Origin of the sequence: Enterococcus sp. DIV0210g, from assembly GCF_050559705.1 — a bacterium.
GTDB classification, from domain to species: Bacteria; Bacillota; Bacilli; order Lactobacillales; family Enterococcaceae; genus Enterococcus_B; species Enterococcus_B faecalis_A.
In genome coordinates this window covers 67,233-87,887 of record NZ_CP187903.1, presented here as the reverse complement: position 1 = coordinate 87,887, position 20,655 = coordinate 67,233, and the positions used below count along the sequence as shown (strand labels likewise).

21 protein-coding genes are annotated in these 20,655 nt (G+C 38.7%); 2 read left to right on the top strand and 19 right to left on the bottom strand.

Annotated features, from left to right (window positions below; genetic code table 11):
- Positions 1–43: 43 nt before the first annotated feature.
- From recG to IGI64_RS00475, 3 genes are all read right to left on the bottom strand, one after another.
- Positions 44–2,080, bottom strand: coding sequence for an ATP-dependent DNA helicase RecG (gene recG / locus IGI64_RS00485; protein ID WP_429939130.1), 2,037 nt, complete (start codon positions 2,078–2,080; stop codon positions 44–46).
- A gap of 108 nt (positions 2,081–2,188) precedes the next feature.
- Positions 2,189–3,868: a DAK2 domain-containing protein gene (locus IGI64_RS00480; protein WP_016623834.1), complete on the bottom strand. Its 1,680-nt coding sequence runs from the start codon at positions 3,866–3,868 to the stop codon at positions 2,189–2,191.
- A 51-nt stretch (positions 3,869–3,919) separates the two neighbouring features.
- The gene (locus tag IGI64_RS00475) at positions 3,920–4,282 is read right to left on the bottom strand and encodes an Asp23/Gls24 family envelope stress response protein (RefSeq protein WP_016623835.1); all 363 of its coding nucleotides are present in this window, start codon (positions 4,280–4,282) and stop codon (positions 3,920–3,922) included.
- 366 nt (positions 4,283–4,648) lie between these two features.
- On the opposite strand from IGI64_RS00475, the gene rpmB reads away from it, so the two are divergent.
- Together rpmB and IGI64_RS00465 are read left to right on the top strand one after the other, a co-directional pair.
- Positions 4,649–4,837: a 50S ribosomal protein L28 gene (gene rpmB, locus IGI64_RS00470; RefSeq protein ID WP_016623836.1), complete on the top strand. Its 189-nt coding sequence runs from the start codon at positions 4,649–4,651 to the stop codon at positions 4,835–4,837.
- Positions 4,838–5,287: 450 nt separating this feature from the next.
- Positions 5,288–7,924: a YfhO family protein gene (locus tag IGI64_RS00465; RefSeq protein ID WP_429969558.1), complete on the top strand. Its 2,637-nt coding sequence runs from the start codon at positions 5,288–5,290 to the stop codon at positions 7,922–7,924.
- Positions 7,925–7,979: 55 nt separating this feature from the next.
- Here IGI64_RS00465 and IGI64_RS00460 read toward each other — a convergent pair whose 3' ends face one another.
- The 16 genes from IGI64_RS00460 to rplO form a co-directional block, all read right to left on the bottom strand.
- Positions 7,980–9,575, bottom strand: a complete 1,596-nt coding sequence (locus IGI64_RS00460) for a hypothetical protein (RefSeq protein WP_429939128.1) — start codon at positions 9,573–9,575, stop codon at positions 7,980–7,982.
- A 166-nt stretch (positions 9,576–9,741) separates the two neighbouring features.
- A complete protein-coding gene (locus IGI64_RS00455; protein WP_429939127.1) occupies positions 9,742–9,873 on the bottom strand; it encodes a hypothetical protein in 132 nt (43 codons plus the stop codon).
- A 22-nt stretch (positions 9,874–9,895) separates the two neighbouring features.
- A complete protein-coding gene (locus IGI64_RS00450) occupies positions 9,896–11,587 on the bottom strand; it encodes a hypothetical protein (RefSeq protein WP_429939126.1) in 1,692 nt (563 codons plus the stop codon).
- A gap of 138 nt (positions 11,588–11,725) precedes the next feature.
- Positions 11,726–12,490 (bottom strand): tRNA pseudouridine(38-40) synthase TruA, encoded by a 765-nt coding sequence (gene truA, locus IGI64_RS00445; protein WP_429939125.1) that lies wholly within the window; start codon positions 12,488–12,490, stop codon positions 11,726–11,728.
- A 138-nt stretch (positions 12,491–12,628) separates the two neighbouring features.
- A complete protein-coding gene (locus IGI64_RS00440; RefSeq protein WP_034861767.1) occupies positions 12,629–13,426 on the bottom strand; it encodes an energy-coupling factor transporter transmembrane component T in 798 nt (265 codons plus the stop codon).
- On the bottom strand, positions 13,416–14,285 hold the full coding sequence (locus IGI64_RS00435) for an energy-coupling factor ABC transporter ATP-binding protein (RefSeq protein WP_429939124.1): 870 nt from the start codon (positions 14,283–14,285) through the stop codon (positions 13,416–13,418). Before IGI64_RS00435 ends, IGI64_RS00440 begins: the two co-directional genes overlap by 11 nt.
- Complete coding sequence (locus tag IGI64_RS00430) at positions 14,261–15,100, bottom strand: energy-coupling factor ABC transporter ATP-binding protein (protein WP_429939123.1); 840 nt, start codon at positions 15,098–15,100, stop codon at positions 14,261–14,263. Before IGI64_RS00430 ends, IGI64_RS00435 begins: the two co-directional genes overlap by 25 nt.
- Before the next feature lie 268 nt (positions 15,101–15,368).
- Complete coding sequence (rplQ, locus tag IGI64_RS00425; protein ID WP_429939122.1) at positions 15,369–15,749, bottom strand: 50S ribosomal protein L17; 381 nt, start codon at positions 15,747–15,749, stop codon at positions 15,369–15,371.
- Between the two features lie 27 nt (positions 15,750–15,776).
- On the bottom strand, positions 15,777–16,715 hold the full coding sequence (locus IGI64_RS00420) for a DNA-directed RNA polymerase subunit alpha (RefSeq protein WP_016623846.1): 939 nt from the start codon (positions 16,713–16,715) through the stop codon (positions 15,777–15,779).
- 79 nt (positions 16,716–16,794) lie between these two features.
- Positions 16,795–17,184, bottom strand: a complete 390-nt coding sequence (rpsK, locus tag IGI64_RS00415; RefSeq protein WP_016623847.1) for a 30S ribosomal protein S11 — start codon at positions 17,182–17,184, stop codon at positions 16,795–16,797.
- A 27-nt stretch (positions 17,185–17,211) separates the two neighbouring features.
- Positions 17,212–17,577 carry a 30S ribosomal protein S13 gene (rpsM, locus tag IGI64_RS00410; protein WP_016623848.1) on the bottom strand — a complete coding sequence of 122 codons (366 nt, stop codon included), beginning with the start codon at positions 17,575–17,577 and terminating at the stop codon, positions 17,212–17,214.
- Between the two features lie 17 nt (positions 17,578–17,594).
- On the bottom strand, positions 17,595–17,711 hold the full coding sequence (gene rpmJ / locus IGI64_RS00405; RefSeq protein WP_034861773.1) for a 50S ribosomal protein L36: 117 nt from the start codon (positions 17,709–17,711) through the stop codon (positions 17,595–17,597).
- Positions 17,712–17,743: 32 nt separating this feature from the next.
- On the bottom strand, positions 17,744–17,962 hold the full coding sequence (gene infA, locus IGI64_RS00400; RefSeq protein ID WP_034861776.1) for a translation initiation factor IF-1: 219 nt from the start codon (positions 17,960–17,962) through the stop codon (positions 17,744–17,746).
- A 192-nt stretch (positions 17,963–18,154) separates the two neighbouring features.
- Entirely contained in the window at positions 18,155–18,802 is a 648-nt protein-coding gene (locus tag IGI64_RS00395) for an adenylate kinase (RefSeq protein WP_016623850.1), read from the bottom strand.
- Positions 18,803–18,908: 106 nt separating this feature from the next.
- Positions 18,909–20,204, bottom strand: coding sequence for a preprotein translocase subunit SecY (secY, locus tag IGI64_RS00390; RefSeq protein WP_016623851.1), 1,296 nt, complete (start codon positions 20,202–20,204; stop codon positions 18,909–18,911).
- Positions 20,204–20,644, bottom strand: coding sequence for a 50S ribosomal protein L15 (rplO, locus tag IGI64_RS00385; RefSeq protein ID WP_016623852.1), 441 nt, complete (start codon positions 20,642–20,644; stop codon positions 20,204–20,206). Before rplO ends, secY begins: the two co-directional genes overlap by 1 nt.
- Between the last annotated feature and the right edge of the window lie 11 nt (positions 20,645–20,655).

Genomic DNA, 20,655 nt, shown 5'->3' with positions numbered 1-20,655 from the left:
TTTACTCCTTTTTGTTTTAATCAGTCCAAGTATAGCATATCCTTTAATCAAAATAACGATTATCATGCTTTTCCAGCTGCAGACTGTTCGTCAGCGGCTGGTATTCAGGCAGCAAGTGCCAATCTTTTATCTGCCAAATAACGGCAGCTTCTTCTCTCGCTACTTCCAGGACATTGCCGTCTGCAACCAAATCAGCGATTGCAAATTGCGGCAGCCCGGATTGGCGAAACCCGAAGACTTCTCCTGGTCCTCTTAATTCTAAATCTTTTTCACTGAGAATAAAACCATTATTTGTTTCCGTCATGATTTTCATCCGTTCGACACCTAGTTCGTTTTTCGGATTCGCCACCAATACGCAGTAAGAAGCATCTTTCCCCCGTCCAACACGGCCTCGCAATTGATGCAGCTGTGCCAAACCAAAACGATCTGCATCCATGATCAGCATGACTGTTGAATTTGGCACATTTACGCCAACTTCGATAACTGTTGTAGAAACCAAGATTTGCATCTTGTTTTCTTTGAATGTTTCCATGATTTCTTCTTTTTCTTGGTTTTTCATTTTCCCATGCAGCAAACCGACCTCATAATCAGGTGCATAAAATTCTTTTAGTTTTTCATAGATTTCTACGGCATTTTTTACATCCAATGCTTCTGATTCTTCAATCAGCGGACAAATCACATACATCTGATGTCCTCTTCGTAATTCTTTCCCCGTCCAATCCAGCACACTGTCTAATTGAGGCGAACGGATCCATCGTGTCTCGATTGGGATTCGCCCTGCAGGAAGCTCATCGATGATCGACACATCCATTTCACCATAAGCAGTGATGGCTAATGTTCTTGGGATCGGGGTCGCTGTCATGAATAAGACATCTGGCCGCCAGCCTTTTTCTCGTAAAACTTTCCGCTGGTTCACACCAAATCGATGCTGCTCATCTGTGATCACAAGCCCAAGATTCTTGAATTCTACCCCTTCTTGGATCAACGCATGGGTCCCTACAATGATCTGGATATCTCCTGCGGCTAATTCTGCCAATAATTCTCTTCGCTCTTTAGCTTTGCTTGAACCAGTCAAAAGACCTAATTTCACATCTGTATCAGCAAACAGCTGCTGCAGACTTTCCATGTGCTGTTGTGCCAAGATCTCTGTCGGAACCATCAACGCGCCTTGGAAACCTGCTGTCACTGCTGCAAACAATGCAATAGCTGCCACGACTGTTTTTCCGCTCCCTACATCTCCTTGAAGCAGACGCTGCATATGTTTAGGGCTGCGCAAATCACGACAGATTTCATTGGTCACCCGCTTCTGTGCGTCCGTTAGTTCAAAGGGCAGTTTTTGGGTAAATTCTTTTAACTTCTGAACATCGTATAAAATCGACAGTCCGTTTTTTTCCGATTTTTCTGCTTTCTTCAATCCTTGAAGCTGCATTTGGAAAAGAAAGAACTCTTCAAAAACGACTCGGCGCTTTGCTTGGTGGTTTTCTTCCCTGTCTTTCGGAAAATGCATGCTGCGGACTGCTGTTTTGCGATCCAGAAGTCGATATTTTTCAACTAATGATTGAGGAAGGTTTTCTTCAATAAATTCACCATATTCAGCGAACCCTTTTTTGATCAAATCAACTAATGTGCTTTGACGAATCGATTTGTTGACATGATAAATGGGCGAAAATCCATCATCGTTTTGTGAACTAAGAATCTTCATCCCGCTTAATGCTTTTCTTTTGGCATCCCATTTTCCATAAACAGCGATTTCTTCAGATACAATGATCTTGTCTTTTAAATACGGCTGGTTGAAAAAGGACACATTGAACACATCATGGTCCTGCATCATCCGAAACTGAAGTCTGCTTTTTTTATATCCAAACCGGCTCATTACAGGAGGAGAAACAACTAATCCTTTTAACGTTACTTTTTCCTGATCTTGGATTTCTTCCAAGCTTCGTTCCTGGATATCTTCATAACGAAAAGGATAATATGTCAATAGATCTTCAATCGTTTCGATTCCTAAGCCGTTTAAAGTGGCAGCACGTTTTTCTCCTACACCTTGCAGAACGGTGATTGAATCTTTCAAATCCCGCATAAAATCCTCCTTTTCTGTTATCCAGATGACTAGTCTAAAAGAGACTGGGACATATGTCAGCCAGTCTCTTCAACAAAATTATTTGTACTTGATTTTCAATACGAAACGTTATTCTGCAGAAAATAGATATGGATAGACTGGCTGATTGCCTTCGTGGATCTCGATTTCCAAATCAGGATGTTTTTCTGTCAGTTTGTCCGCTAATTTGTTTGCTTGATCTTCTTTTCCTTCTTCACCGAAAATGATTGTTACGATTTCTGTATCTTCTGTAATCATTTTTTCCAGTGTGGCAAAAGAAGCTTCAGCGATGTCTGGCATTGAGACAACGATTTTTCCATCGATCATGCCTAAAAAATCGCCTGCTTTGATCTCTACACCGTCAATCGATGTATCGCGGATTGCGTTTGTTACTTGTCCGCTGACTACATTTGACAACATTTCTGTCATCAATTCTTTGTTTTCTTCCAATGAAGCTTGATCGTTGAATGAAAGCATTGCAGTCAATCCTTGTGAGATCGTGCGTGAAGGAATCACGACAGCTGGGATTTCAGTCACTTCGGCTGCTTGATCTGCTGCCATGAAGATATTTTTGTTATTTGGAAGAATGATTACTTTATCTGCATTCACTTCTTCAATAGCTTTCACGATATCTTCTGTGCTTGGATTCATTGTTTGTCCGCCGCTGATGACATAGTTGACACCTAAGCTTTTGAACAATTCTTGAACACCATTTCCTGCTGCAATTGCTACGATACCATAAGGAACACGAGAAGCTTTCGGTGCTGCTGGTGCAGGTTCGTTGTCATTTTCTAAAATCGTTTCGTGCTGCACACGCATATTGTCGACTTTTACTTTGACTAATGAACCGAATTTTTGACCATAGTTCATGACTTCTCCTGGATGTTCAGTGTGGACATGGACTTTGATGATCTCATCGTCATTGACCACAAGCAGAGAATCACCTAAAGCATCCAAATAGTTGCGGAATGTTTCATAATCGAATTTGCTGTCGGCAGTTGGACCTTCACCGATCTTGACCATGATTTCCGTACAATAACCAAATTTGATGTCTTCTGTAGCCATATGCCCTTGGACACTGCGGTGATGTTCTGCATTCACCATTTCATCCATTTCGCCTGGCGAAGGTTCAAAAGAGTCATCTGCTTCAAATTCGCCGTTCAGCGCACTTAAAAAGCCTTCATAAATAAACAAAAGTCCTTGTCCTCCGCTATCTACAACACCGACTTCTTTTAATACAGGTAACAAATCTGGTGTTTTTGCTAAAGCTTTTTTACCGCCAGTTACAACAGCAGTCATTACTTCAACTACGTTATCTGTTGTGTTAGCTTTCTTTTCGCCTGCTTTGGCTGCTTCTCGAGCAACTGTTAGGATCGTTCCTTCCACAGGCTTCATTACAGCTTTATAAGCCGTTTCGACACCATGCGTAAAAGCAGCCGCTAAATCTGCCGCTGTCAAAGTTTCGACATCAGGGATCTGTTTTGAGAATCCGCGGAATAACTGAGACAAAATAACACCAGAATTCCCTCTAGCACCCATCAAGAGTCCTTTAGAAAGTCTTTCTGCTAATTCCCCTACTTTTTCAGAAGCGGAATCACTGACTGCTTTTGCCCCGCTTGTCATAGATAGGTTCATATTTGTCCCTGTATCGCCGTCCGGTACGGGAAATACATTTAATGAATTGACATATTCTGCATTTGCTTGCAGACGATTCGCGCCTGCCTGAACCATTTCCTGGAACTGACTCGCGCTGATTTCTGTTACGTTCACCTAGATAATCCTCCTTCAGATTGACTGCTGACCAAACAGCAAGACTCTTGCCTAGTCAGGCAGTACACGAACACCTTGTACAAAGACATTCACGGAATTGGCTGCTACACCAAGTAATGCTTCTAAATTATATTTTACTTTTTCCTGCACATTGCGTGATACTTCAGAAATTTTTGTTCCATAACTAACAATCGTATACACGTCTACTGCGATCCCGTTTTCTTCTTGACGGACCACGACGCCTCTTGAATAATTTTCTTTACGCAAAATCTCTGTGATATTGTCTTTGATTTGATTTTTGCTGGCCATGCCTACGACACCAAAGACATCTGTTGCTGCTCCGCCCACAACGGTTGCAATCACATCATTGGTAATCTCGATCATCCCAGCTGAAGTTTGAATTTTTACAGCCATGAATAAGCCTCCTTAACGGCAAAATACACCCATTTTTCTACTATAGTATTTTATCATAGCATGTATTGAAATAAAAGGCAGTTAATCGTAAAGTGCCCGAAATGCTTGTTTATACAACCAAAATTCTTAATAACTTCGTCTAATTTACAATTTTTGTTCAGAGATGTCAATTCGGCTTCCGGCTGATTTTCAAAGATATTTTCTGAAAAAACACCTTTTATCCGCAACTGACTTAGCTGATCAGTCAAAAATAGCACAAAGCTTATCTAATTAGGGTCTTGCAAAATGTTTGCTTATATGATAAGTTATTTTAGTATGAGCTGAATTATATATTGCTCCAATATCAAGGCAAAGGAGGAAATTTAAATGGCAAAAGTTTGTTACTTTACAGGTCGTAAAACTAGCAGCGGTAACAACCGTTCTCACGCTATGAACTCAACAAAACGTACGGTTAAACCTAACTTGCAAAAAGTTCGCGTTCTTATCGACGGAAAACCTAAAAAAGTTTGGGTGTCAACTCGTGCTTTGAAATCAGGTAAAGTTGAGCGTGTTTAATTTTTAATAGAAAACATCTGGACCGTTCACTTATTGAACGGTTTTTTTATTTCCTTGCCGGCAAGTTTTGAAAACTTGCCGGTTTTTCGCTGAAAATCTCCCAAAATAGAGATTTTCGATAAAAAAGAGACCGCAACATTTCGAAATGTTGCGGTCTCTTTGTCTTTTATATGTGCCGTTGCTTCCCCAACGAATGATTATATGTTTTTTTATACTATAAATATAGCGCGTTTTCGCACGATAGTCAATACTAAAAAAAGGCTTTTTGGCGACATTGTATCCCTTTTATTTTATTTTCCAGAAAAAAATATTACTCAACAAGTTTAAACTTACACATGTTATTTATTATTTATTTTAGAAATTTTTGTGAAAAAACAGCTCTTCTTTTTAGTGTTATGCGCGTATGTGATACACTATGATTAACATTCTTAGAAATTTGGTGACGTATAGATGACAAAAATAATCAAAAATTATTTTAAAGAAAACGGCATATTTCTACTTGCTAGCTTCTTTATTCCTTTTCTTATACTTGCTGCTGTCTATTTAAGTATCGGCATTTATCCTGGCAGCGATCGCAGCGTCTTAGCAAGTGATGCATTCTCGCAATTTTCAAATTTTCACGCTAGTTTTCGAAACATGCTGACAGGGAAACAAAGTATTTTCTATACTTGGAACGCATCGATGGGGCTGAATTACCTTTCGCTGATTTCCTATTATCTCGGCGGTATTTTTACACCGCTTGTCTTGTTCTTCCCGAACCAGCTGATGCCGGATGCTCTGTACTTTTTGACATTGATCAAAGTAGGATTCGCCGGTCTGTCCTTTTGGTTCCTTGCTCGACACACATTTAAGATTCCTAGATGGGGGCATGTAGCTTTGAGCGTGAGTTACGCTCTGACTTCTTTTGTAACAGCACACTCGGCAATCATTATGTGGCTTGACGCTTTTGTCTATCTGCCTTTAGTGATTTTGGGCATCCATCTTGTTATGGATCAAAAACGCCCTACCCTTCTATTTGTAAGCTACTTACTGTTATTCTTGTCAAGTTTTTATATGGGTTTCATGGTGGGTGTCTTTTCTTTCTTATATTTCTTGGCACGTCTTTTCACAAAATGGAGTGTCTACAAAAAATCGATCTTGCCGTACGGGATTACTTCTTTATTAGCCGGCGGAGCATCGATGATCATTATTTTACCCGCCATATTAGATTTACGGTCAAATGGTGAGGCACTGAGTCAAATCACTACGTTAAAAACAGAGGCAACGGCTTTTTGGGACATCGTCATGAAAAATATGATCGGTGTTTATGATACGACGAAATATGGTTCGATCCCATTTATCTATGCTGGATTGTTTCCGTTAGTTCTGTGTTTGTTTTACTTTGCTGTAAAAAAAGTGCCTTTGATCAATAAATTACTATTTGGAAGCTTGTTTGCTCTCTTGATTGCCAGCTTCTATCTTGTTCCTTTGAATTTATTCTGGCACGGGATGCACGCTCCGAATATGTTTTTATTCCGTTATGCTTATCTGTTTTCTTTCTTAGTTTTACTTCTAGCAGGTTATGGCTGGGAAAAATTAACAGAAGAAGACAAAGGTTTGTTTTCAGGTATCGTTATTGTCCTAGCAGCAATTTTTGCGATTGCTTGGGGCGTCAAACCAGCTGAAAGCTATACTTATGTAACGATGACTTCCTTTATCCTGACACTTATTTTCCTTGTTTTGTATCTTTTTGCCGTAGGAATCTTCCAATTCCACAGCATTTCGATGAAAAAATTAAGTATTTTGTTGTTGTTATTGATGTCTTCAGAAGCAATTGTCAATACAAATAGTATGATCCACGGTATTTTGGATGATTGGAACTATGCTTCACGAAGCTTGTTCACTGATCCTTATCCCGATATCAAAAAATTGGTCGACGAGTCGAAGAAAGATTCTGATCAATTCTCTCGTTTAGAAAATCTTGACTCTGTTTCTTCCAATGATTCATTTAATTACGGCTACAGCGGAATCAGCATGTTTTCTTCCATCCGAAATCGAAATTCATCTTCGTATCTTGATCGTTTAGGTTTCCGTTCAAGAGGAACCAATCTAAACATCCGCTATGCCAATAATACTTTATTGATGGATAGTTTTACTGGTATCAAATATAACATTGCAAAAGATGGATTCAGCAAATATGGGTTCCAACAACTTGCACAAAGCGGCGACTATACTCTTTACAAAAATAGAAATGCTTTGCCGCTCGCATTTACTGCTCCGCTTTCGATCAATGATATTGAACAGCCGCTGACAGATAACCTGACAAGTCAAACAAACTTGATCAATGGTCTTTCAGGATTAAATCAGCAATTCTTTACTTTTTATGAACCAACGTTTAAAAATCAGGTAAATACAAAGATCACAAATAACGGATCAACCGTGACTTACGGTGAAGTTGAACCAAATCAGCCGAAAGACGTCACTTGGGAAGTACACGTTCCTGCGAATACACAAGCTTATCTAAGCTTATTCCCAACGAATTTTGCGCAATTAGAAAGCTCTACCGCAACAATTACTGTCAACGGCTCTCAACGCAAATCACAAATCGGTATTTCTGGTCAATATTATGATCTTGGTTATTATTCTCAAGATACAACAGTAACATTCACTGCAAGCTTCTATGGGACACCAGAAGTCAGCTTCATGAATCCGCAAGTGGTTGGTTTAGATGTCGTAGCTTACCAAGCAGCAATGAATCAAATCAACAAAAATGGCGTAAAAATGGACGTCAGCGGGCGAAAAGCATCTGGAACTGCAACTGTTGCCCAAGATTCTATGCTTGTCACAACGATCCCTTATGATAAAGGCTGGCAAGTGAAAGTCGACGGGAAAAAAGCGGAAATCGAAAGTTTCCAAAACGCCTTCTTGATGGTCAAACTTCCGGCGGGCGAACACAAAATCACGTTCAGTTATCTTCCGCAAGGCTTTATCATAGGTGCTATCTTGTTCGTTCTCTGCATCGCTCTGTTTGTTTTATATGTCTGGTATTTAAATAAAGATAATCCGCGTCCAGCTAAAAAAAGAGAGCGACGCTATAAACATAGTTGATCCTCTTTAACGATTGAAAAGACCAGTACAGCAGGAATCCTGCTGTGCTGGGTTTTTAATGTCTGTCTCTGCTGACAGTTGCCGGCTGCCTTTTTTGAAAGTTTGCATTTTGGCTATTCGAACGTTGTATACTAGATGTCCTTGTTTGATTAAAACCACGTGGAAGTGCAGCTTCTTGGTTTTGTTCCTGCACTTTGGTTGTTTGTGCCATTGGTTTAATGAAATTTCGGAATACAGGCAGTCCGTTCATCCATTTGTTCCAATTTGATTGTGGGAATCGTGGAAAGTTTATACCTTTGCTTTTTTTCTTGGGAGTTGAAGCTTGCGATTTCGGAAGCTGTTTAACTGTTTCTGAGAATGCTTGGGCGTTGCCTTTCATGCGGGTTGCGTTTTTATCCATTTCTGCCAAACCATCTTGTCTTTGAATAACCTTTTTAGTGACGGTGGCTTGCAGTTTCTTTTCTGGTTCTGGGTTCACAACCGTCTTTTCTGGGTTACTTTTTTTACTATTGATAGACGCAGTTTCGATTTGTGATGATAAACTCTGCTGAACAACGTTTGTTTTTTCTGGATTACGGTTGTAAGTACTTGAAAAAGTTTGTTGTACTATTTTGACGGCTGTTACTAGTGAGTCTTCTGGGCGTAAAAGATTGTGGAACTCTTTTTTTACCTGTGCTGTCTCTTCTCCAAAAATTTTACTCAACTTGATACCAAAATGTTTTTCTGCTTTTTTTAGTTCTTCACGCACTCTTAGTTCCTCATTCAGAAATGTTAATTCTTTTAATTTATTTCTTTTTCTTGGTTCTACACTTGATATAAATCGACTTTGTTGTGAATTTTCATTTGATCTTCTCTCTTTTTTTAGTCCTTGCTTTAATTCACTTTTTATTAACTTTTTCGTATCTTCCAATACTGACGTTTTTATGTTTTCCAAATTTACTGCTATTTTTTTAGGATTTTCCTTAAAAATATCAACCATATTGGTTATACCCAATTTTGTGAAAGTCTTGCTACCTGATACATCATAAAAACTCTGCTGTTTTTTTGTTTGTTCAGTGAAGTATTTAACTAGTTCACTTTTTATCTGTTCTTTTTTCAGTTCTTTCATCTTTTCCGTTAGTTCATCTTTTTTATTTAGTTGTTTGTACATCTCGCGAATTTCTTTTTTAGGGTCAAATTTTGCAGGTTCTTTTAAATTATCCATTTGTTTTTGTTCTGCTGCATAATATTCCCTCTCGGCAAACATTTTGTTTATCTTGGAAAATTTTTCCTCAAATTCATCAAAACTGATTCCTGAATTTTCAAAATAATTTTTTATAGCCTTTTCCGCTTTTAAAGCGGAAAAAAATTCTCGATTTTTATTCTTAATTTCAGGAATTTTCAATAACTCGTCTATCTTATCGATTGGATACCCATATACTCTGCTTTCATTGGCTTTATAGATACGTATCTTTGCTTCTGCAGTTGCTACTCCATCTATCCATTTATTAGCAGTACCATTGATGATGATATCCTTCTTCATTTCATTGACGCTGTTATCATACATAGCCATAATATCGGTAATGTTATCTTTTGTTGTGTATGCAACCGCATATTTATTTTTCAGCATTTCTATATTTTTTTTCGTTCTTTCTAGTAAAAATTTATCCATCCAATCCCCTCCTATCTATTTAGCTACAGTATAAAGGAAAAAACTCGCCTTTTTTTCTGTTCTCTTTTCACCTTTTTCTAAAAATAGAAAAGAACGTTCTCAGTAGTTTGAAAACGTTCGTTGATTAGCTTTAATTAGTTTTTTAAATGTTTTACGTTCACTTTCACTATACCCAGATTTCTTTTTCCATTCTAATAGTTTTATATTTTTTATTTTCTCGCAGTGTTTTTTGTTTTTTTGATTTTCTCTCTGCTTGTTTCTTTGCTGTGTCTATTGATTGTTGTGTTTCTTTATTCATATTTGTAATGGATACTGCTCTTTTAGGAACTTTGTCGTAATTTGCAAGCAAGACCTGATTTTTTTTTGCAAGAAATGTACTCTCTGGTTTCAGGGGTTTGTATCAACTGGTCGTGTTTGTTTTCTTCCGCTTGCATTTTTAGTCGTCTTGCGACTAATACGTTCCTCAGCTCATCCATATTGAATCCTGTATTTACAGTTTCCAAGTTTGTATTTCTCAGAACAGCTTGGTTTTTTGCTGCGTGTATTCGATTCTCTTTCTTGTTAGCCACATTTATTTCTGCATATATAGGTTCTGCCTTAATGGTTTCTGTTTTTTCTGTATGTTGTTTTTCACTGACAACTTTTGATACTTCTGCATAGTCTGATTCAATAACAGGGGTTCTTCTTTCTATATATTCTGGTACACTTTTTGACATACTAGATTTCTCGCCTGGCAGAGGCGGTGGCACCGGGATGTAAGGCGAATCAATAACATCATTAGACATACTGGCATTTGACTGCGGGATAGCAGGTATTGATGGGGCTTTTCGTGATACTACAGCTTCATAATTAGGATCTGATTCCCGATTCGAATCAACTGTTAATGTTCTCTGTTCAACATTCTCTTCTTTTGTTATGTTGCTGTGTTTTAATGTATGCGGGGAATCTGCCGCACGGAATTTGTCTCGTAGTTCATTCCATTTTGAACGGTAATTATTGACTCCTGTACCAGAGACAGCATTGCTTTTACTATAGATTTTTTTCACATCGGTTCCTGCAATTTTATCTAGTTGTGCTAAACACTTTCGGATTTCAAATTCTTCTTTGTAAACAGCTATTTCATTTAGTGTATTATTAAAGTCGCTATTTTTTACGTCATTTGAATTGTTTTTCAGAAAACTATTCAATTTTGCTTTTCTTTTTTGTAATTCTTTATCTGTTAAGTATGCTAGATCCGCAGATAACGTATCAATCTCTTTCTTCCGATCAACATTAATAACATGGATTCCATTTTTTGCTGCTGTTTTGCTAGTACGCATATCATAAAAACTTTTCTGAGAGTTTAACTTAGACTTGTCAATATAACTACATAAATCATTATGAAAGGCGTTTATTTCTGCTAGAGAAATAGTATCTTTATTCATAAGTTCACGAGAATTATTCTTGATTTTTTCTTGTAAATGTTTTTTTTCCTGTTTTTCTAATAAACTTAGATTATATTTTCTATAGAATTTTTCAGGCTCAATTCCTATCGTTTGCTTGACCTCATTTCTTGATTCTTCTTTTATTTTTATTTCCTTTCGAATTTCAATCAACTCATGTACGCTTTTAGCAAATGTAACTTCATGTCTATTTTTTTTGTTTTTTTTCAAATACGTATTTAATTCTTTTTTCCTGTCTTTTAATACTTTAAGAGAATTGGAAACAATAGGTAAAGGCTTAACTTGAGCTTCATTTGAACGTCTATTTGGGACAACATACTGATCTATAATCTGGAGAGTGATGTTTAAATCTTTCAGTGTTTTACTATCGCTGATGCCGTCATGAGTTAATTCTCTGTGCTTCTTTTCTATTTCATTGATAAATTCATTGATTGACTTGTAATCATCTTTTATCCTAATAATTTCGCCACCTGTAAGAAGATTTTTTTCACTTTTTTCATGCAGCATTTTTAAGTCCTTTAATGCAAGAATCAATGCTGGATTCTTTTCTGCTTTTTGTGTTTCGACCATTTTCCTGTTCTCCTTTCCGTTTATTGCCTTATATTGTAGCTTAAAAAAAATCATTTTCTGTTTCTAGTTTTTCTTAAAAAATAAAAAACGTCCCCGAAGATTCGAGAACGTTTTGAAAAATACTGTAAAATAGAAAGTTTATTGCTCTTCTAAATCAGCCTCATAACTTACTTTATAAAGATATAAACCTTCTGGGTGCGCTGTAGGACCTGCTAGATTACGGTCTTTTGCGGCAATGATTTTAGGAATACTGTCTTCTGGCAAACGGCCATTGCCGATTTTGAGCAATGTCCCTACTAGGATTCGGATCATTTTGTACAGAAATCCATTTCCTCTAAAGGTAAATACCAACTCATCTCCTGCTTCATTTACTTCCATTTTTGCTTCGTAAATCGTCCGTACCTTGTCTTCGATCGAACTGCCAGACGCACAAAAAGAGGTAAAGTCATGCTCCCCTAACAAGTCTGGTAATGCGCGCTCGATTTTTGCTAAATCTAAGGGATAAGGAAAATAGCTTGCGTAATGTCGGCGGAAAGGACTTCTTGGTTTGCCGATATCAACACGGAAGCGATAAGTTTTTTCTTTTACCATATACCGAGCATGAAAAGTTTCTGGTACGATTTCTACTTGTTTCACTGCAATATCTTCAGGAGATTGCGTGTCTAAAGCAAACCGCATTCTTTCCAACGGTCGCTCTTCCGGATAATCGAAATGGATCACTTGTCCTTCTGCATGAACCCCCGCATCTGTTCGTCCTGATCCAAAAACAGTGATTGGCTTGCCATTTGCCATTTTCATCAATGTTTTTTCAAGCTCTTCTTGGACTGTTCTGCCATTTGGCTGTTTTTGAAATCCGTTGAATTGTGTACCATCATAAGCAATGATTGCTTTGTAACGTGTCATTTTCTTCCTCTTTCCTTTTTATACCGAATAAAAAAGGCTATAGATGAACCTGCTTCGCCAGCAAAGATTGGGAAACCGATTCAACTACGCCTTTTGTTTACATAGCTTTGATATGTTTGATTAAAGCATGATGCCTTATCAACTTCTTAAAAAGATCAATAATCCAGTCAGCACAGCAAACACTACTAGAACCATTGTGTCTCTCATATGCCAATGCAAGACCCGATATTTTGTTCTTCCATCTCCGCCTTGATAGCCTCTTGCTTCCATAGCAGTAGCAAGATCTTCTGCACGATTGAAGCTGCTGACAAATAATGGGATCAGCAATGGAATCACTGCTTTCATTTTTTGGATCAGACTTCCTTCACCAAAATCCACCCCTCTTGCCCGCTGCGCATTCATGATCTTCTCTGTTTCATCCATCAATGTTGGAACGAAACGCAATGCGATAGAAAGCATCAATGAGATTTCATGGACTGGGAAACGGAAAACAGCTAATGGGCGCAAAAGATATTCGATGGCATCAGATAATTCTAATGGAGGAGTCGTCAATGTCAAAAGTGTAGACATAAAAATAATCAAGACGAATCGGCAGAAAATAAAGATCCCATTTAATACACCGAATTCTGTGATGTTAAAGATTCCCCAGCTCCAGTACGTTTCGCCGCCCTGTGTAAACAACACTTGAAGTGCTACTGTAAACAAGATCAGCCAAATCAATGGTCGAATGCCGCGAATGAAAAATTTTATATCAACTTTAGACAAGAAAACTGCTCCTAAAGTCAAGACGCCTAAAAGAGCATAGGTTTGCCAATTGTTAGCTAAAAAGATAATTCCGATAAAATAAAAACTAGCAAGCAGCTTTGCACGAGGGTCCATACGATGAACGACTGAATCCCCTGGCATATAGCGGCCGAAAATCAATTTATTCATCATCTGCATGACCTCCAGATAATGACAAGATTTTATCCGCTAATTCGTCAACTGTCAGAGGCAGTTCAGGAATAGCCATGCCTTTTTGGATCAATTGTTCTGCGAATTCTGCTGCTGCAGGTACCCCTAGTTGTTTTTCTTTCAGCCATTCTAAGCTTTGGAAAACATCTTTTGGACTCCCGCTTTTAGCAATCTTGCCTTTTTCTAGTACATAAACGTAGTCCGCATAATTTGCTACATCGTCCATCAAGTGGGTTACTAGAACGATCGTCATGTTTTTTTGTTGATGAAGCGCCCAAAACATTTCCATCATTTCTTTTCTGCCTTGGGGATCTAATCCCGCTGTAGGCTCGTCTAAGACCAAGACTTCCGGTTTCATCGCCAATACCCCAGCAATAGCCACACGTCTCATCTGTCCCCCAGAGAGCTCGAATGGTGAGCGTTCAAGATAGCTTTCATCCAAACCAACTTGAAGAAGGGTTTCTTTTGCCAATTCTCTTGCTTCTTCTTCGCTGACGCCGAAATTTTTCGGTCCAAAAGCGATATCTTTTGCTACTGTTTCTTCAAACAGCTGTGCTTCTGGGAATTGGAAAACGATACCGACTTTTTTGCGGATGGGTTTCAAGTTTTTGTTGTCTGTTTCTGATGTAATTACTCGATCACCGATTGTTACAGTACCAGCTGTTGGTTTGACCAAAGCATTCAAATGCTGAAGCAACGTCGATTTTCCGCTTCCTGTGTGACCAACTAATGCTGTATAGCTTCCTTCTTTGATCGATAAATTAATGTCGAATAAAGCACGTTGCTCGAATGGTGTATTGGGTTGATACGTATAGTCTACTTTTTCAAAATAGATGTCCATAACCAGTCCACCATCCTTTCTTCTGTCATATACTCGTCGGGAACGGCGATGCCGCGCTGTTTCAATGCGCTTTTTAGTTTTTCTGGGAAAGGAAGGTCTAACCCAAGTTCAATGAGTTTAGGACCAGCAGAAAAGATTTCTTTTGGTGTTCCCTCTTCCACAAGTTCGCCTTGTTTCATCACCAGGATACGGTTTGCATTGGCTGCTTCGTCAATATCGTGCGTGATCGAGATAACAGTCAAATTACTTTCTTCTTTGATTTGTTGGATCGTCGCAATCACTTCTGCGCGCCCTTCAGGATCTAACATGCTGGTTGCTTCATCCAAAATGATGATATCTGGACGCAAAGCAACAACACCGGCAATTGCGACTCTTTGTTTTTGTCCGCCTGATAAACGTGCAGGTTCACGTGTTGAAAATTCAGACATCCGAACTTTCTCCAAAGCATCTTTTACGCGCACAAGCATTTCTTCACGAGGGATTCCTTGGTTTTCAAGTCCAAAAGCTACATCGTCTTCAACTGTTGAACCCACAAACTGATTGTCTGGGTTTTGAAAGACCATTCCAACCATTTTTCTGATTGTCCAGATCGTGTCTTCTTTCAAATCAAGCGCGCCGATTTTTACTGAACCAGATTCTGGTAAAATCAGACCATTGATCGTTTTTGCTAAAGTAGATTTTCCAGAACCATTATGTCCAATTATCGCGATCCATTCGCCGCGGCCAATCGTAAAGGAAACATCGTTCAACGCAGGACGAAGATCATCAGGCTGGTATTTATAATTAATATTCTTTAATTCAATAATCGGCTCCATGACTGCTCCTTTTCATCTTAAAGTTCTTTCTAACACTAACAAAAAAAAATAAACTTTTCAATTATTTCTTCACTTTGTCAAAGTACTTTTTTATATCTTCAAAGAGTGTCTTGACATCTTTTTGAAGGTATAAAAAAACACTTTATGATGAGTGCTTACTCCCCAGTTTAAAAACTGGGGAGCAGCGCTGAGCTAGACTCGGAAGCAAGCTTCCAACATCATAACACTCTAAAAGAATCATCTATAAAGTGATGTTATTAGTGTGATTTTAGACAAGTTCTAAGATTACCATTGGTGCACCGTCACCGCGTCTTGGTTCTGTTTTCAAGATACGAGTGTATCCACCTTGACGTTCTGTGTAACGTGGTGCAATATCGTTAAATAACTTTTGCAAAGCTGATTCAATGATGATCTCTTCGTTTTCTTCACGAACACTTGCTACTTCGTTACGTACAAAAGCTGCTGCTTGACGACGAGCATGCAAATCTCCGCGTTTGCCTAGAGTGATCATTTTTTCAGCAGTTGAGCGAACTTCTTTCGCACGTGCTTCAGTTGTTACGATACGTTCGTTGATTAATAAATCAGTTGTTAAATCACGCAACATCGCTTTACGTTGGCTAGATGTGCGTCCTAGTTTACGATAACTCACGTTGGTTTCCCTCCTTCGTAAAAGGTTTTAATCTTCTTTACGCAAACCTAAACCTAAATCGTGAAGTTTTGCTTTCACTTCTTCTAATGATTTACGTCCCAAGTTGCGGACTTTGATCATTTCTGGTTCAGATTTATTCGTAAGTTCTTGTACAGTATTGATTCCTGCACGTTTCAAACAATTGTAAGAGCGAACAGATAAATCTAATTCTTCAATTGTCATTTCCAGCATTTTTTCTTTTTGTGTTTCTTCTTTTTCTACCATGATTTCAGCATTTTTCGCTTCATCTGTCAGATTCACAAAAATATCTAAATGTTCAGTCATGATTTTTGCAGATAGACTCATTGCTTCAAGCGGTTCGATTGAACCATCTGTCCAAATCTCCATCGTTAATTTGTCAAAATCTTCACGGTGTCCGACACGTGTATTTTCTACTTGGTAGTTTACACGACGAACGGGTGTGTAGATAGAATCGACAGGAAGTACACCGATTGGCATATCTTCTTTTTTGTTTTCATCTGCTTGAACATAACCACGACCAGGTTTCACTGTTAAGCGAGCGTGGAACGTAGCTCCATCTGAGACACTGCAGATGTACATATCTTTATTAAGAATCTCTACATCACTATCAACGATAATATCGCCAGCAGTTACTGTAGCAGGTCCGGTAATATCGATTTCAAGGGTTTTTTCTTCTTGGCCATACATTTTTAGCGCTAAGCCTTTAATGTTCAAGATGATTTGAGTGACGTCTTCTCTAACACCTTTAACAGTAGAGAATTCATGCAGTACACCATCGATTTGAATATTAGTGATGGCAGCACCTGGCAAAGAAGATAACAAAATACGACGTAGGGAATTTCCTAAAGTAGTCCCATACCCTCTTTCAAGAGGTTCAACGATGAACTTGCCATAATCTTTTTCTTCATCAATTTTTGCGATTCTTGGTTTTTCGAACTCAATCATTCTTATCTTTACCCCTTTCAAAACGAAAAGTGTCTTGTTCAATGACGTTTCTAGTAGAACTCAAAATGAGCGGCACTCATTAAACACGACGGCGTTTTGGAGGGCGGGCACCATTATGAGGAACTGGAGTCACGTCACGAATTGCAGTCACTTCTAAACCTGTTGATTGTAATGAACGAATTGCTGCTTCACGTCCAGAACCAGGTCCTTTAACTGTTACTTCGACAGTTTTTAGTCCGTGTTCCATTGCTGCTTTAGTAGCAGTTTCTGCTGCCATTTGAGCGGCAAAAGGAGTTGATTTTTTGCTTCCTTTAAAACCTAACGAACCAGCTGATGACCACGCTAATGCATTTCCGTGAGTATCAGTGATCATGATGATAGTGTTGTTGAATGTAGAATGGATATGTGCAATCCCTGCTTCTATATTCTTTTTCACACGGCGTTTACGATTCACTTTTTTTGCTGCCATGAAGTTTTAACCTCCTTCACTTAAGAATTATTTTTTCTTGCCAGCGATAGCGCGAGCTGGGCCTTTACGAGTACGTGCATTATTTTTCGTGTTTTGTCCACGAACTGGTAATCCACGACGATGACGGATTCCACGGTATGAACCGATTTCCATCAAACGTTTGATGTTCAAGTTCACTTCACGACGAAGGTCACCTTCAACTTTTAATTTATCAACTTCCGCACGGATAGCATCAGTTTGTTCGTTTGTTAAGTCACGTACACGAACATCTTCTGAAACACCAGCGTCAGCCAAGATTTTTTTAGCAGTAGTGTTACCAATACCATAGATATAAGTAAGTGAAACTACTACACGTTTATCACGAGGAATATCTACTCCTGCAATACGAGCCATATTTGTTACACCTCCAATTATCCTTGACGTTGTTTATGTTTTGGATTTGCAGAACAAATCACCATAACGCGTCCTTTACGACGAATTACTTTACAATGTTCACACATTGGTTTTACTGATGGTCTTACTTTCATGATAATACCTCCTGTAGTTTGACGGAGTACAATTATTTAAAGCGATAAGTGATACGGCCACGGCTCAAATCATACGGAGATAACTCAACCGTTACTTTGTCGCCAGGTAAGATACGGATATAATACATACGAATTTTACCGGAAACAGTGGCAAGAACTTGGTGTCCGTTTTCTAATTCAACTTTAAACATTGCATTCGGCAAAGTTTCGACGACTGTACCTTCGACTTCAATCATATCTTCTTTTGCCACGCACAGTACCTCCTTGTACTTGTTTCGCATTTTCACACGATAAAATGGCGGAAACTGCAGTTCCCACCTCAAAATTCTGAAAAATGGATAATCTAGAGAGATTCTCCAGAAGTCGGACTGTCATATTCTATCATAGTTTATCGAACTTGACAAGTGTCACTGCATTATGCAAGTCGGTTACGGGCAATCATGCTATTTTTCAATGATCTTTTGTACATCAGTAAATACAGCATCGATTTCACGATCACCATCGATAGTATGCAATAAACCTTTTTCTTGATAATAAGCTAAGATTGGTTCACTGTTTTTGATATTGATAGCTAAACGATTACGAACCGTCTCAGGTTTATCATCTTCTCTTTGATAGAATTCATGTCCGCCACAGCGATCACATGTTTCTTCAACTTTTGTTGGGTTGAAGATCTTGTGGTATGTTGCCCCGCAGTTTTTGCAGATGAATCGGCCAGCTAAACGCTCAACCAATACTTCTTCTCCAACATGGATATCGATGACAGCATCAATTGTTTTATTTAATTCTTTAAGCATTTGATCCAGAGCTTCTGCTTGTTCTAATGTACGAGGAAAGCCGTCTAATAAGAAACCTTTCTCCGTATCAGATTCTGCTAGGCGCTCTTTGACGATCCCGTTCGTTACTTCGTCGGGAACTAACTCACCTTTATCGATATAAGACTTTGCTTCCAAGCCAAGAGCTGTTTGGTTTTGCATTGCTGCACGAAACATGTCTCCTGTTGAGATGTGAGGAATACCGTAAGCGTCAATGATTTTTTCTGCTTGGGTTCCTTTTCCCGCACCTGGGAGCCCCATTAAAATGAGGTTCATTTTTTTCCCTCCTAATAAGATGTGAGAACGGGAGGTTGTGACAAAAGTGATACACTCGCTAGGAGTTGCTGAATCGACTTATTGTCCCAGCCTCACTTTCTTACGTTTAATCAATAAAGCCTACGTATTTGCGTTTCAGCATTAAGCCTTCTAACTGTTTCGCTGTTTCTAGCGCTACACCGATAACGATCAGCAAACTTGTTCCGCCAAGGCCGATTGATTGTGGAAGATTCCACAACATTTGAGCAATGATTGGAAGTAATGCGACTAATCCTAAGAAAATCGCACCAACTGTACTTAATCGCATCAATAGACTTGAAACATACTCTTCAGTTCCTTTACCAGGACGCACACTTGGTATATAGCTTCCTTGTTTTTGCAAGTTTTCCGCTAATTTCTCAGGGTTTACTTGAACAAAAGCATAGAAGAAAGTAAATGCGACGATCAATACCGTATAAATCGTTGCACCAGGCACCGTATTATAGTTAAAGATCTCCATCATCACTTTATACCAGCTTTCCGCACCAAATCTTCCGCTCAATGCTTGTAAAACAGCATTTGGTGTAGCAATGAATGAGCTGGCAAAGATAACTGGGATAACCCCAGCAGCATTGACTTTCAACGGCAGATAACTGCTTGTTGGTGCTCCTGCTACGCGCTTCGTGTATTGGATTGGAATCTTACGTTCAGCTTGTTGGAAAAATGTGACGAATGTAATAATAACCAATACTGCGATCAGTAAACCTAACACAAAAAGTGCAGATTTCCAAATGTCTGAAGGATCGATATTTACAAAGTAATCTTCGTAAAGTTCTTTGATACTTTCAGGTAATCGTGAGATGATCCCAGCAAAAATGATCATTGATACACCGTTACCGATTCCTTTTTCTGTGATTTGTTCACCAAGCCAAGTAACAAACATCGTTCCAGCGGTCAAAATCAAACCGATTGTTACATATGTAGTTACATTTGGGTTAGTTACAAAACCTAATTGAGCGTATTGGTTAAATCCAGCAGTGATCCCAACTGATTGGACAAAAGCTAAAACTAATGTCAAATAGCGGGTTGCTTGGTTTAATTTCTTACGTCCTACTTCCCCTTGTTTCGACCATTCTACGAATTTAGGAACAATGTCCATTTGCAGCAATTGAATAACGATTGAAGCAGTGATGTAAGGCGAAACCCCCATTGAGAAAATGGAGAAGTTTTGCATTGCACTACCGCTGACCAGATTCAACATGTTGAAAAATGGCAAAGAAGTAAGGTTTTGCAATGTGCTGGCGTTTACGCCTGGCACCGTAATGTGGGCACCAAGACGAAACACTAATAACACAAAAACAGTAAAAAGGATTTTGGATCTAATGTCTTTGACTTTAAAAGCATCTTTTAATAGTTTAAACATTAAATCACCTCGATTGATCCACCAGCAGCTTCAATAGCTTCTTGGGCTGCTTTCGAGAATTTAGCTGCTTTAACAGTTAATTTTTTAGTCAATTCACCGTTTGCTAAGACTTTGATTCCAGCTTTTTCGTTTTTCACGATTCCAGCTTCGATCAACACAACAGGAGTTACTTCTGTTCCGTCTTCAAAACGATTCAATACGTCTAAATTAACTACTGCATATTCTTTACGGTTAACGTTAGTAAATCCGCGTTTTGGTAAACGACGGAACAAAGGTGTTTGTCCACCTTCAAATCCTAAACGCACACCACCGCCTGAACGAGCTTTTTGTCCTTTTTGACCACGTCCGGCAGTTTTTCCGTTACCAGATGAAGTACCACGACCAACACGGTTACGTACTTGGCGTGAACCTTCAGCAGGTTGTAATTCATGAAGTTTCATAGGTTTGGCAC

What these genes read in the sequence shown, in the direction of transcription:
- rpsK (WP_016623847.1), bottom strand. Translation starts at nt 17,184, where the DNA reads ATGGCAGCAAAAAAAGTGAATCGTAAACGCCGTGTGAAAAAGAATATA.
- IGI64_RS00435 (WP_429939124.1), bottom strand. Translation starts at nt 14,285, where the DNA reads ATGGACATCTATTTTGAAAAAGTAGACTATACGTATCAACCCAATACA.
- rpmB (WP_016623836.1), top strand. Translation starts at nt 4,649, where the DNA reads ATGGCAAAAGTTTGTTACTTTACAGGTCGTAAAACTAGCAGCGGTAAC.
- IGI64_RS00430 (WP_429939123.1), bottom strand. Translation starts at nt 15,100, where the DNA reads ATGGAGCCGATTATTGAATTAAAGAATATTAATTATAAATACCAGCCT.
- IGI64_RS00455 (WP_429939127.1), bottom strand. Translation starts at nt 9,873, where the DNA reads ATGAATAAAGAAACACAACAATCAATAGACACAGCAAAGAAACAAGCA.
- rpsM (WP_016623848.1), bottom strand. Translation starts at nt 17,577, where the DNA reads ATGGCTCGTATTGCAGGAGTAGATATTCCTCGTGATAAACGTGTAGTA.
- rpmJ (WP_034861773.1), bottom strand. Translation starts at nt 17,711, where the DNA reads ATGAAAGTAAGACCATCAGTAAAACCAATGTGTGAACATTGTAAAGTA.
- IGI64_RS00465 (WP_429969558.1), top strand. Translation starts at nt 5,288, where the DNA reads ATGACAAAAATAATCAAAAATTATTTTAAAGAAAACGGCATATTTCTA.
- IGI64_RS00395 (WP_016623850.1), bottom strand. Translation starts at nt 18,802, where the DNA reads ATGAACCTCATTTTAATGGGGCTCCCAGGTGCGGGAAAAGGAACCCAA.
- truA (WP_429939125.1), bottom strand. Translation starts at nt 12,490, where the DNA reads ATGACACGTTACAAAGCAATCATTGCTTATGATGGTACACAATTCAAC.
- IGI64_RS00475 (WP_016623835.1), bottom strand. Translation starts at nt 4,282, where the DNA reads ATGGCTGTAAAAATTCAAACTTCAGCTGGGATGATCGAGATTACCAAT.
- recG (WP_429939130.1), bottom strand. Translation starts at nt 2,080, where the DNA reads ATGCGGGATTTGAAAGATTCAATCACCGTTCTGCAAGGTGTAGGAGAA.
- IGI64_RS00420 (WP_016623846.1), bottom strand. Translation starts at nt 16,715, where the DNA reads ATGATTGAGTTCGAAAAACCAAGAATCGCAAAAATTGATGAAGAAAAA.
- secY (WP_016623851.1), bottom strand. Translation starts at nt 20,204, where the DNA reads ATGTTTAAACTATTAAAAGATGCTTTTAAAGTCAAAGACATTAGATCC.
- IGI64_RS00460 (WP_429939128.1), bottom strand. Translation starts at nt 9,575, where the DNA reads ATGGATAAATTTTTACTAGAAAGAACGAAAAAAAATATAGAAATGCTG.
- IGI64_RS00450 (WP_429939126.1), bottom strand. Translation starts at nt 11,587, where the DNA reads ATGGTCGAAACACAAAAAGCAGAAAAGAATCCAGCATTGATTCTTGCA.
- IGI64_RS00440 (WP_034861767.1), bottom strand. Translation starts at nt 13,426, where the DNA reads ATGATGAATAAATTGATTTTCGGCCGCTATATGCCAGGGGATTCAGTC.
- rplO (WP_016623852.1), bottom strand. Translation starts at nt 20,644, where the DNA reads ATGAAACTTCATGAATTACAACCTGCTGAAGGTTCACGCCAAGTACGT.